The organism is Lysinibacillus sp. NPDC097162, assembly GCF_044762185.1.
Taxonomy (GTDB): domain Bacteria; phylum Bacillota; class Bacilli; order Bacillales_A; family Planococcaceae; genus Lysinibacillus.
On record NZ_JBIWDT010000001.1, the window covers coordinates 293,590 to 309,244 of the forward strand.

At 39.6% G+C, this 15,655-nt stretch carries 12 protein-coding genes and 1 riboswitch; all 12 genes read left to right on the forward strand.

Annotation, left to right across the window (positions count from 1 at the left end; all coding sequences use genetic code 11):
* Positions 1–330: 330 nt before the first annotated feature.
* The 12 genes from miaB to cobT all read left to right on the forward strand — a co-directional run bounded on the left by miaB (position 331) and on the right by cobT (position 15,139).
* On the forward strand, positions 331–1,875 hold the full coding sequence (miaB, locus tag ACIQXW_RS01395; RefSeq protein WP_402759472.1) for a tRNA (N6-isopentenyl adenosine(37)-C2)-methylthiotransferase MiaB: 1,545 nt from the start codon (positions 331–333) through the stop codon (positions 1,873–1,875).
* Complete coding sequence (locus ACIQXW_RS01400; protein WP_340825728.1) at positions 1,876–2,313, forward strand: YlbF/YmcA family competence regulator; 438 nt, start codon at positions 1,876–1,878, stop codon at positions 2,311–2,313. It abuts the gene before it with no gap.
* A gap of 147 nt (positions 2,314–2,460) precedes the next feature.
* On the forward strand, positions 2,461–3,117 hold the full coding sequence (gene cotE, locus ACIQXW_RS01405; RefSeq protein WP_340825727.1) for an outer spore coat protein CotE: 657 nt from the start codon (positions 2,461–2,463) through the stop codon (positions 3,115–3,117).
* Positions 3,118–3,411: 294 nt separating this feature from the next.
* Positions 3,412–5,979, forward strand: a complete 2,568-nt coding sequence (mutS, locus tag ACIQXW_RS01410; RefSeq protein WP_402759474.1) for a DNA mismatch repair protein MutS — start codon at positions 3,412–3,414, stop codon at positions 5,977–5,979.
* A gap of 14 nt (positions 5,980–5,993) precedes the next feature.
* Positions 5,994–7,886, forward strand: coding sequence for a DNA mismatch repair endonuclease MutL (gene mutL, locus ACIQXW_RS01415; protein ID WP_402759476.1), 1,893 nt, complete (start codon positions 5,994–5,996; stop codon positions 7,884–7,886).
* Positions 7,887–7,973: 87 nt separating this feature from the next.
* Positions 7,974–9,467, forward strand: coding sequence for a glycerol kinase GlpK (glpK, locus tag ACIQXW_RS01420; RefSeq protein WP_401020265.1), 1,494 nt, complete (start codon positions 7,974–7,976; stop codon positions 9,465–9,467).
* Between the two features lie 17 nt (positions 9,468–9,484).
* The gene (locus ACIQXW_RS01425) at positions 9,485–11,131 is read left to right on the forward strand and encodes a glycerol-3-phosphate dehydrogenase/oxidase (RefSeq protein WP_401020263.1); all 1,647 of its coding nucleotides are present in this window, start codon (positions 9,485–9,487) and stop codon (positions 11,129–11,131) included.
* A 3-nt stretch (positions 11,132–11,134) separates the two neighbouring features.
* Entirely contained in the window at positions 11,135–12,055 is a 921-nt protein-coding gene (locus ACIQXW_RS01430; RefSeq protein WP_402759478.1) for an alpha/beta fold hydrolase, read from the forward strand.
* The gene (miaA, locus tag ACIQXW_RS01435) at positions 12,042–12,935 is read left to right on the forward strand and encodes a tRNA (adenosine(37)-N6)-dimethylallyltransferase MiaA (protein WP_401020258.1); all 894 of its coding nucleotides are present in this window, start codon (positions 12,042–12,044) and stop codon (positions 12,933–12,935) included. The genes ACIQXW_RS01430 and miaA overlap by 14 nt, the downstream gene beginning before the upstream one ends.
* A 98-nt stretch (positions 12,936–13,033) precedes the next feature.
* Positions 13,034–13,264 carry an RNA chaperone Hfq gene (gene hfq / locus ACIQXW_RS01440; RefSeq protein WP_228134406.1) on the forward strand — a complete coding sequence of 77 codons (231 nt, stop codon included), beginning with the start codon at positions 13,034–13,036 and terminating at the stop codon, positions 13,262–13,264.
* Between the two features lie 94 nt (positions 13,265–13,358).
* Positions 13,359–13,661: a rhodanese-like domain-containing protein gene (locus tag ACIQXW_RS01445; RefSeq protein WP_340825719.1), complete on the forward strand. Its 303-nt coding sequence runs from the start codon at positions 13,359–13,361 to the stop codon at positions 13,659–13,661.
* Positions 13,662–13,802: 141 nt separating this feature from the next.
* A riboswitch (cobalamin riboswitch) is annotated at positions 13,803–13,978 on the forward strand.
* A 105-nt stretch (positions 13,979–14,083) separates the two neighbouring features.
* Entirely contained in the window at positions 14,084–15,139 is a 1,056-nt protein-coding gene (gene cobT / locus ACIQXW_RS01450; RefSeq protein ID WP_402759480.1) for a nicotinate-nucleotide--dimethylbenzimidazole phosphoribosyltransferase, read from the forward strand.
* The last annotated feature ends 516 nt before the right edge of the window (positions 15,140–15,655 follow it).

The window sequence follows — 15,655 nt, forward strand, 5'->3', positions numbered from 1 at the left end:
AATAAGACGCAACAGACCACGCGATAGCGGGGGTTGCGACTTACGAATGTGCCCGCGGAAAGCACCGCCGTAGTGGACAACAACGACATTGCAAAAAAGTGTTAGATTGATTACTGTCAATCTAACACTTTTTCTCTTTTGTCCCAGCCTCCTTGTTTATTATGAAGCAATAGACAAGAACGACGGAATATTTTTAATAAGAAGTGTATTTAAGTCGAAACCACGACATTTAGTACACAAACCTTGTAGGAAGTAGTAATCATTCAGTATAATAGTAAAATGGGAATTCGAATGCACGGATTTCGTTTGAAAGGAGTTACCTGACCTGCAATGAATGAGGAACAACGATTAACCAGTCAACAAGTCAATCAACCAAAAAAAGAAGACAAGCCTGAAAAGGATTATAGTAAATATTTTGAGAAGGTCTTTACTGCACCTTCATTAAAAGATGCAAAAAAACGCGGCAAAGAAGAAGTGAAATACCATAAAGACTTCCAAATAGCCGAACAATTTGCTGGCATGGGCGAGGGACGGACTTTCTATATCCGTACATATGGCTGCCAAATGAATGAGCACGATACAGAAGTGATGGCTGGGATATTTATGCAGCTCGGTTATACTTCAACAGATATTATCGAGGAAGCAGATGTGGTGCTACTCAATACATGTGCAATCCGTGAAAATGCAGAGAACAAAGTATTTGGAGAGCTTGGTTTCCTGCTAAAATATAAACGCAAAAATCCAGAAATGCTAATTGGTGTATGTGGCTGTATGTCGCAAGAAGAATCTGTAGTTAATAAAATTTTAAAAACGTATCCGCACGTCGATATGGTATTTGGCACACACAATATACACCGTTTGCCAAATATTTTAAAAGAAGCATACATGTCGAAGGAAATGGTTGTAGAGGTTTGGTCTAAAGAGGGCGACGTTATTGAAAACTTGCCGAAAAAACGTTTAGGTTCCATTAAAGCCTGGGTCAATATAATGTACGGCTGTGACAAGTTTTGTACGTATTGTATCGTGCCATATACGCGTGGGAAAGAACGTAGTCGACGTCCCGAGGAAATCATTGCTGAAGTTCGTGAGCTAGCAGCGGCGGGCTATAAAGAAATTATGCTCCTTGGCCAAAATGTCAACGCTTACGGGAAAGACTTTGAGGACCTTGATTACCGCCTAGGTGACTTAATGGATGAATTGCGAAAAATTGATATTCCGCGTATTCGCTTTACAACAAGTCACCCTCGTGATTTCGATGATTATTTAATTGAAGTGCTAGCAAAAGGTGGGAACTTAGTTGAACATATTCATTTACCAGTACAATCGGGTTCAAATGATGTGTTAAAAATTATGGCTCGTAAATATAGTCGTGAGCATTTCCTTAGCCTAGTAGATAAGATTAAAGCTGCAATTCCAGGTGTGACGTTAACAACGGATATTATTGTCGGTTATCCAAACGAAACAGAGGAGCAATTTGAAGAGACGATATCACTATACCGTGAAGTAGGCTTTGAAATGGCCTTTACGTATATTTACTCTCCTCGAGAAGGTACGCCAGCTGCGAAGATGGTTGACAATGTACCAGAAGATGTGAAAAAAGAGCGTCTACATCGTTTAAATGCAGTCGTACAAGAATATTCTAGAAAAGCGCTTGAAGGCTTGAAAGGCGAAATCGTAGAAGTGTTAGTGGAAGGAACAAGTAAACGTCGTGATGACGTACTTGCCGGCTATACGCGTAAAAATCGCCTAGTGAATTTTAAAGCACCAACAGCGTTGATTGGGCAGTTAGTGAAAGTGAAAATAACGGAGGCTACTTCTTATTCATTAACAGGAGAATTTGTGGAAGTAGTAAAAAATGAAAAGGTGGAAGCGTAAATGACACAAGTATTGTATACAAAAGAAGATTTAATTAAAAAATCCCATGAAATTGCGCATATGATTGCGAATACACCGGAAGTTGATTTTTTTAAAAAAGCTGAAGCACAAATTAATGAAAATCAACTTGTTCGTGAACGTATTGCTAGTTTAAAAAGCTTGCAAAAACAAGCAGTAAACTTCCAGCACTTAGGTAAAGAAAAAGCATTAAAAATGATCGAAGACAAAATAGAAAAAATCGAAGAAGAAATTAATGCCATTCCTGTCGTGCAGCAATTTAAAGAATCACAAGGTGATGTGAATGACTTATTACAATTAGTGTCGAACACAATTGCCAATAACGTTACAAATGAAATTGTGCGTTCAACAGGTGGCGATGTGTTACGTGGTGAAACTGGCTCTTATGTACAAAATTCTCAACCAGGTAGCTGTTCATAAATAAATAATAGAAGAAACAGCCCGAATGACTGCATTCGGGCTATTTTTATGGCGCAATTTAGCAAGGGGTTTACACATAATGAAAGCCTCTACTAAAGCTGTTGAATGCAAAAATGTATAAAGGAAGTCAATTCGATTCTATGAAATATGTTCACCCAATGGGCGCTACCTGCATATGATGGAGTGAAAAGAGTCGAAGGAGGAATTGCGCTGAAACGTTTACGACAAATCGTGACGAAAGCAGTAGTTGCCAAAGGGAAGAAGAGAACGGAAGAACGTGTAACGTTATGTCCAACAAATAAACCGACGAGTATTCTCGGTTGCTGGGTAATCAACCATACTTGTTCAGCAAAAAAAGTCGGTAAATTTGTAGAAGTGTCAGGAAAGTTTGATGTCAATGTATGGTATGCTTATAGTAATCATTCGAAAACAGCAGTGTTTTCAGAAACGGTTCACTATAAAGACAAAGTAAAGCTTAATTTTAGAGATGGCGAAGTAACAGTTGGCGATGATGTGCGTGTGCGTGTAATACAAGAACCAAATTGCATGGAAGCGGTAATTTCTCCATGTGGAACAAAATTTGAAATTGTAGTAGAACGTGAGACTGTCGTTGAAGTAATGGGTGAAATGACAATTTGTATTAGTGTACATCCGCTAGATTTCGAAGAGGAATGGAATTTTAATGATGAAAGTTCATCTTCATCATCTTCATCATCAAGCTCTAGTTCCAGTTCTTCTAGCTCAAGTAGTGAAGGAAGATTCGTTTTAGAGTCCTCATCGTTTCCTGACGAACGTCCAAGATAATATACAAGATAATATTTTTTGATACATGCGAAATGCTAGCATCTTTACAAAGGTGAAATAAGCGTTTCGCATGTATCTTTTGTTATAATAAATATAACGATTAGGGGAAGAAGCACTCAATGGATAGTTCAGCCTTTAGAAGGCGTTAATATGTTAGCCTAGATTTATCGCTCTAAGTAGCAATTGCTAACGTAACTACAAGTGTACATACCCATAGCACAATACAAAATTTATCTAAACGCAAATATGCCAATGCGTATTTGATTTAAATGGCAAGAGCGAGGGAATTTTTAAATGACAACTTATACACCAATGATGCAACAATATTTGCAAGTAAAAGAAGATTATAAGGATGCCTTTTTATTTTTTAGATTAGGTGACTTTTACGAAATGTTTTTTGAAGATGCAATTAATGCATCACAAATTTTAGAAATTACATTAACGAGTCGAGATGCAGGCGCTAAGGAGCGTATTCCAATGTGTGGGGTACCACATCACTCGGCAAAAAATTATATTGAAACACTTGTGCAAAAAGGCTATAAGGTTGCAATTTGTGAGCAAACGGAAGATCCTAAGCAAGCAAAAGGTGTAGTCAAACGTGAAGTAGTCCAACTTATTACGCCAGGTACTATTATGGAAGGTAAGGCGCTAGATGGTAAAACCAATCATTTTATAGGCGCAGCAGAACAATTGGATGCCACGACATTTGGCTATGCCTACTTGGATCTATCTACAGGTGAAGCAATAGCGTCAACAATTGAAGGGGATGGCAAGGCACTTCTGATGCAGATGCAGGCATATGGTATTCGAGAATTAATCGTAACAGAGAGCTTACAGCTTTTGTTGGCAGAACATGCAATGAATGTTGGCATTGTCCTATCCGTTGAAGAAGATGAAATGGCGATGGACAAAGCGGTGACCTATTTAGAAGCTGTTCCAGCAACTATACAGTTAGCTTGCCTTCGTTTGCTTCATTATATCGATAAGACACAAATGCGTTCACTTTCTCATATTCAAGCGTTTACCTTTAATGAAATGAAAAACTATCTACGCATCGATTCTAGCTCAAAGCGAAACTTAGAACTGATTCAGTCCATTCGTGGCGGCGACCAAAAAGGTACATTGTTATGGCTATTAGATGACACTGTTACAGCGATGGGTGGGCGTAAGCTGAAGCAGTGGCTACATCAACCGTTAGCATCACGCTCAGCTATTGAGGATAGACTTGCGATGGTTAGTGATTTGTTAGAAGAATATTTTGTAAGATCAGAATTACAAATTTCTCTAAAACAAGTATATGATTTAGAACGTTTAGCTGGTCGTGTGGCGTTTGGCAATGTAGGCGGACGCGATTTAGCACAGCTTCGCGATTCATTACGACAAGTTCCAGTTATTCAACAACAGCTAATTGGAGCAAATAAAGAAACATTGCACAAGTTAGGTGCAGCACTCGATACATGTGCTGACGTTGAGGCTTTATTGGCACTTGCTATTACAGATAACCCACCAATCACTATTAAAGAAGGTGATGTTATCCGAGATGGCTATAATGAACGATTAGATGAACTGCGTTATGCGTCTCGCAATGGCAAAGACTGGATAGCCCAGTTAGAACAAGCGGAACGTGCAAAAACGGGCATTAAAAACTTGAAAATAGGCTATAACCGTATTTTTGGCTATTATATCGAAATTACAAAATCTAATATCCATTTGGCAGATTTAACACGCTATGAACGTAAACAAACACTCGCAAATGCGGAACGTTATATTACGCAGGAACTGAAAGAAAAAGAGTCACTTATTTTGAATGCCGAGGAAGAAAGCTTGGCATTGGAGTACAACCTATTCGTTGAAATACGTGAACAATTAAAATCATTCATTCCACGTGTACAAGCGTTAGCATCGAGCATTAGTGAATTAGATGTATTGCTTAGCTTTGCAAGCGTTTCTGAAAAATATCGTTTTACGAAGCCCGAATTTCATGCGGGACGTGCGCTTGAAATTATTGAAGGACGACACCCCGTTGTAGAGAAAATGCTCAATAAGCAAATGTATGTACCGAATGATTGTGTGCTCGAAGAAAATCACAACATGATGCTCATTACGGGGCCCAATATGTCTGGTAAAAGTACGTATATGCGCCAAGTTGCACTCATTGTTGTGATGGCACAAATGGGATGCTATGTGCCAGCGGAAAAGGCAAGATTACCAATTACAGATCAAATTTTTACACGGATTGGTGCAGCGGATGATTTAGCTGCAGGACAATCAACATTTATGGTAGAAATGCTAGAATCACAGCATGCAATTATGCATGCAACTCAAAATAGCTTAATGCTGTTTGATGAAATTGGTCGTGGAACATCCACATATGATGGTATGAGTCTTGCGCAATCTATGATGGAATATATTCATGACAAAATCGGCGCAAATACACTTTTCTCTACACATTATCATGAATTGACAGCTTTAGAAAAAGAGTTACCTCGCTTACAAAATGTGCATGTATCTGCCACTGAAAAGAATGGAACAGTTGTCTTTTTACACAAGGTGAAAAAGGGGGCGGCAGATAAATCATATGGTATTCATGTAGCCCAGCTAGCACAATTACCAGAGGAAATTTTAGAGAGAGCACGTATATTGCTCGAAAACTTTGAGGCAGGTAAAGAAATTCCTGTGTCCCAAGAAGTAGTTGAACAACCTGTACAAATGTCGCTCTTTACAGAAGAAGCAGCGTTGCCTTCAGCTGAGGCAGATGTCTTGAAAAGCTTGGAGAAGGTGAATATTCTAGGCACATCACCAATGCAGGCCATTAATATTTTATATGAATTACAACAGCAATTAGTTAACGCTAAAAAATAAAGGAGTGAAGCGCCATGGGGAAAATTCAAATTATGGACGCGTGGCTATCCAATAGAATTGCCGCGGGGGAAGTAGTAGAACGACCAGCATCTGTAGTCAAAGAACTAGTCGAAAATGCAATTGATGCTGGGAGTACGTCCATTGATGTCTTTTTACTAGAAGCGGGCCTCACTTCAATTCAAGTTATTGATAATGGTAGTGGGATGGATGAGGAAGACGCACTGATCTCTTTCTCACGCCATGCAACAAGTAAGATTCATCAGGAGCATGATTTATTTCGTATTCGTACTTTAGGATTTCGTGGTGAGGCATTAGCATCAATCGCATCGGTATCCAAAATGACGATGATTACTTCGACTGGTGAATCTGGGACGTATGTGGAACTAGAGGGTGGCCATGTGACAGTGCAAAAGCCTGGGCCATTGCGTAAAGGAACAGATATTACAGTGGCACAGCTATTTTTCAATACGCCTGCGCGTTTAAAATATATGAAAACGATACAAACCGAGCTTGGGCATACGATTGATCTTATGAACCGTCTAGCGCTTGGTAATCCACAAATTGCCTTTCGATTGCTACATAACGGTCAGCAGTTGCTACAGACAAATGGACGAGGCGATGTACAGCAAGTACTTGCTGCGATTTATGGGATGCATAATGCGAAAAAAATGGTGCCATTTCAAGGGGAGTCTCATGACTATAAGGTGTCGGGCTTTATATCTTTACCAGAGGTGACGCGTGCTTCTAAAAATTATATGTCGCTGTTTGTTAATGGTCGTTGGGTGAAACATTATTTGGTGCAAAAGGCTATTATCGACGCATACCATACGTATTTACCGATTGAACGTTTTCCAATTGTAGCACTTTATATTGAAGGTGATCCTTATTTAACAGACGTAAATGTTCATCCAGCCAAACACCAAATACGTTTAAGTAAAGAACCAGAGCTACTGAAATTGATTGAAGAAACGGTTTGTGGCAAAATTCGAGAAGTTATGCGTGTACCACTAATGGAAAAGAAAGAAAAAATTCCGAAACCTGCAACAGAACAGCTGAATATTTGGAAGCCTACCCCGAAGCTGGATGTCGAAAAAATGAATGCTATCGTTGAAAAGCTTTATGATGCGCAAACTGTTCAAGAGTCCAGCATATTGCCAGTTGAGGAGCCAGCACCAACAGCTACAGTTATAGAAGAGAGCTGGCAACCAATTCAACAATTAGAAACAAATCAGGCTGAAGTAGAGTCACCAATAGAGCACATGGAATTTCTAAATGAGGAACCTCAAATAGAAGAATCTCAAATAGAAGAGCCTAAAAAAGAACCATTCCCTGCTCTTGAAGTAGTAGGGCAAATTCACGGGACATATATCGTTGCGCAAATGGAGGATGGCTTTTATTTAATCGACCAACATGCGGCACAGGAGCGTATTAAGTACGAGTTTTTCCGTGAAAAGGTTGGGCAAGTTAATCCGAACGAAAGACAGACATTATTACTTCCCTTGACCTTCCATTACGCAGCAGACGAGGCGCTTATACTGCGTGAAAATAGACAGCAGCTAGAGGCTGTTGGCGTATTTTTAGAGGATTTTGGACAGTCATCATTTGTTATTCGTGAGCATCCTAGTTGGTTTCCAAATGGCGAGGAGCAGGACATTATTGAGGATTTAATTGAGCAAGTATTGACGACGAAAAAGGCAGATGTTAAAAAAATGCGTGAGGCAGCAGCCATTATGATGAGCTGTAAAAAGTCTATTAAGGCTAATCATTATTTAACGAAAGAGCAAATGGTTGCATTGCTAGACGATTTACGCGAAGCAGACAATCCATTTACCTGTCCACATGGTCGCCCAGTGCTAATTCATTTTACAACCTATGAAGTGGAAAAAATGTTCAAACGGGTAATGTAGTGATAACTGAGCATCGAGGTCGCAGTAAATAAAAGAAAAACCTACAGCAATCTCGTGCGTGGTGAGAAAACCTAAGGGGGAGAAAAAATGGGTGAATTTATTTTAGCAATTGATCAAGGTACGACAAGTTCAAGAGCGATTTTATTCAATCATAAAGGTGAAATTGTCCATGTTGCACAAAAGGAATTTCAGCAGTATTTTCCGAAGGCAGGCTGGGTAGAGCATAATGCCAATGAGATTTGGGGATCAGTGCTCTCAGTTATCGCAGCTGTGTTAACTGAAAGTGGTCATGAAGCAAGTGAGGTTCATGCAATTGGCATTACAAATCAGCGGGAAACTACGGTAGTTTGGGATAAACATACTGGTCAGCCTGTCTACAATGCTATCGTTTGGCAATCAAGGCAAACCCAGGACATTGTTAAAGAGTTGAAGGAACAAGGCCATGAAAACATGTTTCAACAAAAGACAGGGTTACGTCTGGATTCCTATTTCTCTGCAACAAAAATTAAATGGATTTTAGACAATGTTGAAGGTGCACGTGACAAGGCGGAAAATGGTGATTTACTCTTCGGCACGATTGATTCTTGGATTGTTTGGCGATTATCAAAAGGGAAGGCACATATTACGGATTATTCGAATGCGGCGCGGACATTACTTTATAATATCCATGAACTACAGTGGGACGAAGAGCTTTGCGAGCTACTAAATATCCCAATGACGATGTTACCAGAAGTAAGAAATTCGTCAGAAATTTATACGAAGACCGCACCGAGCGTATTTTTTGGGCAAGAAACGCCAATTGCAGGTATTGCTGGCGACCAGCAGGCAGCGCTCTTTGGGCAAACATGCTTTGCGAAGGGCATGGCTAAAAATACGTACGGTACCGGCTGTTTTATGTTGTTAAATACAGGTGAACAGGCTATACATTCTGAAAATGGTTTGCTTACAACGATTGCTTGGGGCATTGATGGCACTGTGACATATGCATTAGAAGGCAGTGTCTTTGTAGCAGGTTCAGCAATTCAGTGGTTACGTGATGGTCTTCGCATGATTCGCACTGCTAAAGAATCTGAAAAATATGCAACAAAGGTAGCTGATACAGATGGTGTATACGTTGTACCTGCATTTGTAGGATTAGGCACACCATATTGGGATACCGATGCCCGTGGCGCTATTTTTGGTTTAACACGGGGTACTTCAAAAGAACATTTTATCCGCGCAACGCTTGAATCATTGGCTTACCAGACGAAAGATGTACTGGATGCAATGGAGGAAGCGGCTGGCACACCAATTGAAGTATTGCGGGTAGATGGTGGAGCAGTAAGTAATGGCTTCTTAATGCAATTCCAAAGTGATATTTTACAGTTAGAGGTGGAGTTAGCAAAGCTTAATGAATCGACTGCACTCGGGGCAGCCTATTTAGCAGGGCTGGCAACGGGATTTTGGGAAAATAAAGAGGCGTTAGCTGCATTATGGGCAAATGGGAAAACCTATCAACCCAAAATGAGCACAGAGCAAAGCGCGATATTATATGCGGGCTGGCAAAGAGCTGTGGAAGCTACACGTTTATTCAAATCATAGCTAATGGGGGAGAAAGTATGTTTTCATTTGAGAACCGTCCTAAAATTATGGATTATTTAGAGCAATATAGCTTTGACGTATTAGTAATTGGAGGTGGCATTACTGGTGCTGGAATTGCACTCGATGCCGCATCAAGAGGATTATCTGTCGCATTGATTGAGATGCAGGATTTTGCGGCTGGTACATCAAGCCGTTCAACAAAGCTAATTCACGGAGGCCTTCGATATTTAAAACAATTTGATATGGGTGTAGTGGCTGAAGTCGGGCGTGAACGCGAAATTGTTTATGATAATGCTGTTCATGTAACGACGCCTGAAAAGATGCTGTTGCCTTTATATAAGCATGGTTCACTTGGTCCATTTACGACTTCAATAGCATTGAAGGTTTATGACCGATTAGCAGGTGTGAAAAAGCAAGAACGTCGCACAATGTTGAGTGCACAAGAAACAGCAGCGCTTGAGCCATTATTAAAGCGTGATGAGCTCGTTGGCGGCGGCTATTATGTGGAGTATCGTACCGATGATGCACGTTTAACAATTGAAGTGTTAAAAAAAGCGGTTGAATATGGCGCACTTTGTGTAAACTATGCTGAAATGACAGGATTTTTATATAACAAGAAAAAGCTAATTGGGGCAAAAGTAAAAGATCATGTAACAGGAAAAGTAGTGGAAGTTCATGCGGCGCAAATCGTCAACGCTACTGGCCCTTGGGTAGATGAAGTACGACAAAAAGATAAAAGTACGGACAAAAAACAATTACGTCTGACAAAAGGTGTCCATATTGTACTCAATCAAAAGCACTTCCCATTGCAACAGGCAGTCTATTTTGATATTCCAGATGGTCGTATGGCTTTTGCAATTCCACGTGATGGTAAAACATATTTAGGGACAACGGATACAGTTTATGAAGGAAATCCTATACACCCTACTGCAACACAACAAGATGTAGATTATTTAATTGAGGCTGCTAAAAATGTTTTTCCAACAGCCGAAATTACAAGAGAAACAGTTGAATCTTCTTGGGCAGGTGTACGTCCACTTATTTTCGAAAAAGGTAAAGACCCTTCTGAAATTTCGCGTAAAGATGAGATTTGGACAGCATCAAGTGGTTTGATGACCATTGCTGGTGGCAAGCTAACAGGCTACCGCCAAATGGCCGAAACAATTGTTGATAAAATTGTCAAAACACATAAATTTAAGCATGCAAGTCCATGTATGACACGTGAGCTGTCGCTTTCGGGTGCAAAGGGCATAAATGCTATTAATTTCCCTGATTATACTGCATATAAAGCTAGAGAGGGTGTTCAGTATGGCCTGAATTATGATGAAGCAAAGCATCTTGTGCAAAAGTATGGTACAAATGTTGACGCTTTATTTGATCAGGTAAAGTATTTGCATGAGCATGGCAGTACGATGCCTCTCGTGTTACATGCGATGCTGCTCTATGGTATAGAAGCGGAAATGGTTTATACACCTTGTGATTTCTTTATTCGTCGTACGGGATTATTATACTTTGATATTGATGCAGTGAAACGATATAAGGAGCAAGTAATTCAAGTAATGCAACAGCGTTTTCACTACTCAGAATCCCAAAGAAATACTTATGTTGCTCAATTAGAACAAGCCATAATAGATGCGACAAGTTTTGCAGATGTGGAGGTGTAGTAAATGGAAGAGCGTTATATGAAAATGTCGGATGGACATTTTGTGTTTACGCGAACATTGACTCCGGCTATTCCATGCATAGGTCATTTTCATATTTTACATGGCATGGCAGAGCATAGTGGACGTTATCTAAAATTTGCTCGAATACTATGTGCAGCAGGCTATGCAGTTACGATGCATGATCATCGTGGACATGGAGAAACAGCATCTTATAACGGCACATTAGGTTTTTTCGCTGAGAAAAATGGTTTTGACCGTGTTGTTGAAGATGCCCATGAAGTGATAATAACTATGCATGCCCAGTATGCAGATGTGCCTTTCATTTTGTTCGGTCATAGTATGGGTTCTTTTATTGCTAGAAGGTATATTCAGCTTTACGGCAATGGCGTGGATAACGTTATACTTTGTGGAACAGGAAACGTTTCAACATTGCATAAGATTGGACATTATGTTGCACAAGTATTAGCAATGCAGATGGGCAAAGAGTTGGAGAGCCCTTTATTAAATAAATTGAGTTTTGGGAGCTTCAATAAGCAAGTTCCAAATGCTAAAACAGCGTATGATTGGTTATGTTCTGTAGAGCATGAGGTGCAAAAATATATTGATGATCCATATTGTGGCTTTATACCAACAAACCAATTTTTTGTTGATTTAACGGCTGGCCTTATGGTGCTAAATCGAAAAAAAGAGATTGAAAAAATAAATAAAAACTTACCGATCCTTTTGATAAGTGGTAGCAAGGACCCTGTTGGTGACGGTGGTCAAGGAGTGTATACAGTGGCAGAGCGTTTTGTAGAAGCAGGTATACAGGATGTTACAGTCTATTTATTTGAAGATAAGCGACACGAAATTTTAAATGAAGACAATCATCAGGCGGTTCATCAAGTTTTATTACGGTGGTTAAAAAAGTATGATACAAAATAAAATTCAGCAAGCAGAGGTTGTTGCAATCGTTGGACCAACGGCCTCTGGTAAAACAGCACTGAGCATTGAGCTAGCAAAAAAGTATAATGGTGAAATTATTAATGGCGATTCGATGCAAATTTATAAAGACTTAAATATTGGTACAGCGAAAATTACCGAGGAAGAGATGCAAGGTGTACCACATCATTTATTAAGCTTCAAAGAGCCAACAGAATCATTTTCAGTAGCGGATTATCAAAAACTGGTGCGTGCCAAAATTAGTGAAATACAGGCACGCGGGAAGTTGCCAATTATTGTTGGAGGCTCTGGATTATATGTACAAGCAGTGCTCTATGATTTCCAATTTACGGAGGAGCAGGTAGATGAGGTAGCACGTAAGGCGTATTATGAGGAGCTAGAAAAGTTGGGTCCTGAAGCAATGCATGCAAAACTACTAGCATTGGATCCGAAAACGGCAGAAACAATTCATCCGAATAATACAAGACGTGTTATTCGAGCATTAGAAATGATTGAATTAAGTGGTGTTTCAAAAGCTTCAGATGAACATAATCGTGGAGAAATCCCCCTTTATCGCCATTTGATTTTAGGGCTTGGAGAAAATATGTCACGCGATGAGCTTTATGATCGCATAAATCGCCGAGTAGATTTGATGATGGACAAAGGGCTGTTACAAGAAGTAAAAGGGTTATGGCAGCAAAATATTCGAGGTGTACAGTCAATACAAGCGATTGGCTATAAGGAATTGTATGATTACTTAGATGGTAGATGCACATTAGAAGAAGCAATTGAAAGTTTAAAACAAAATTCTCGTCGCTACGCGAAAAGACAACTTACTTATTTCCGTAATAAGATGGACATTCATTTTATTGAAAAAGACTAAAAACTTTAATAATTTCTAAAAATTACTAATTGATAAATTGGTATAACATGCTACTATAGGAATGAAGAGGTAGAAAGAGAGTAGGGGAGGCGCAATCTATGAAATCAATCAATTTGCAAGATACGTTTTTGAACCATCTACGTAAAAACAGTGTTTTTGTAACTGTGTTTCTGTTAAACGGGTTCCAGTTAAAAGGAACAGTGAAATCCTATGACAACTTTACAGTATTATTAGTTGATGCTGAAAGCAAACAGCATCTCATTTACAAACACGCAATTTCTACTTTCGTTCCAGCAAAGCAAGTCGAATTTTTAGAGACAGAAGAATAGAGTCATTTTAAGCAGCTAGTGCTACATCACTAGCTGTTTTTTTTCGTTCACGCTATAATGTAATAGGAAATTGATATATTGGAGGACTATAAAGATGAAATCAATGGATACAACGCAATTATTAGAACAACTAGATGCTAACGAAGACCTATACATTATTGATGTGCGAGAAGATGATGAGGTAGCACAAGGTGTCATTCCTGGTGCTAAGCATATAGCGCTTGGAACAATTCCAGAGCGTTTAGATGAGATAGATAGATCTAAGCCTTATATTATCGTATGTAAAGCTGGCGGACGCTCGGCAAATGCATGTGCTTATTTAGAAGCACAAGGCTTTGATGTAACAAATCTTGAAGGCGGCATGCTTGCCTATGATGGGGAATTAGAATTTAAATAATGTAAGATGAAGGTATTTAACAAGTCAGTTGTTAAATACCTCATTTTTTTGTTTATATTAAATGATGGCAATGCAAAAAGTGCTGTTACCAAAACTTTTAACAATATTGACACTCAAAAAACTTTGTCGTAAATTTAAATTAATTACATAAAAGCATTAGGTGCCCACGTTGGGAGAATAGGGAATAAAGTGAAATGCTTTAGCGGTCCCACCACTGTAAAATGGAGTTTTATAGAGAATACCACTAGCGATGGCTGGGAAGGTTCTATAAAATGTTGAGATTGAGCCAGGAGACCTGCCTAATTGCTTCGGATGATATGGACGATGGAAAAGTCTGTAGTTTATTTGTTATGAAATAAACTACAGGCTTTTCTATTTTTTTCATTCTTTTATGTAAAAGGCTAAAAAAAGGAGAGATGATGATGCAATTGCTACAACAAACGATTCAACACATTCAACGTACTAACAACAAAATGATGGAAAATGCAAAGGAACGTATAGATTCTCTTAGCAAGCCACCAAGCAGTTTAGGGAAGCTGGAGTCGCTTGCTATACAACTAACTGGGATTACGGGAGAACTATATCCTAAACTCGATAACAAAGTGATCATCGTTTGTGCGGCAGATCACGGTGTTTGTGACGAAGGGGTAACATCGAATCCACAAAACGTAACATTTTTTCAAACATTGAATTTTCCTAAAGGGGTAACAGGTGTTTGTGCTATTGCTAAAATAACAAATGCAAAAATTGTAACGGTGGATGTCGGTGTCAAAGAGGATATTCCGCTTAATGCTGGTGTACTAATAAAAAAAATTAAATATGGTACGGATAATATGGCGAAAGGTCCAGCGATGACGAGGGAAGAAGCAGTCCAATCAATTGAAGTAGGCATAGAAATAGCGACATCAGAAATAGCAAAAGGAGCAAATGTTCTTGGTACTGGTGAAATGGGGATAGGCAATACAACACCTAGTGCAGCTATATTATCAGTACTTCATGCTTGTCATCCGCATGAAGTGACGGGATTCGGTGCAGGGCTAGGGTTAGGAGGAATTGAACATAAAGTAGCTGTTATTCAAAAGGCTATCGAAATAAACAAACCTAATCGTCATGATGCAATCGATATACTTGCAAAAGTTGGTGGGTTAGAAATAGGGGCTATGGCTGGAGTAATCCTTGCGGCTGCCGCAAATCGCAAACCAGTTGTCATTGATGGCTTTATTTCTACAGTAGCTGCACTAATTGCATATGAGCTTGAACCAAAAGTACAAGACTATATCATACCTTCTCATGCATCAGAAGAACCTGGGGCAAAAATAGCAGCCGAATTGCTAGGAGTAGAGCCGATGCTTCATATGAATATGCGATTGGGCGAGGGCTCTGGCGCAGCATTAGCGTTTCCAATTCTAGACGCAGCTTGTTCGATGATGAGCAATATGGCTACATTAGCAGAGTCTATGGCGCTAATAGATAAATAATAATTGACGAGGAATAAGGTTTGTTCTTAGAGCGAAGGAAATAGTATATGCAATCTAGTTGATGGTAGCGAAGGTTGCGGCTTACATCGTGCCCGCGAAAAGCACACGCCGAAGCGGACATCAACGGTAAAGCAGAAAGAGTTCGATTAATGTGATGGCGTTTTTACGCTATGTAAGAAGAATGAAACTATAGCTGTTCATTCTTTGGCAGTAAATAAAAAATTAGAAGAGAACACGAGTTGATGGTAGCGAAGGTGGGCGACTCCTGCGGGAACGCACGCAGTGTAAGCCGCAACAAACCGCGCGTTAGCGAAGGTTGCGGCTTACGTTGTGCCCGCGGAAAGCGCACACCGAAGCGGACATCAACGGTAAAGCAGAAAGAGTTCGACTAATGTGATGGCGTTTTTACGCTATGTAAGAAGAATGAAACTATAGCTGTTCATTCTTTTGCAGTAAATAAAAAATTAGAAGAGAACACGAGTTGATGGTAGCGAAGGTGGGCGACTCCTGCGGGAA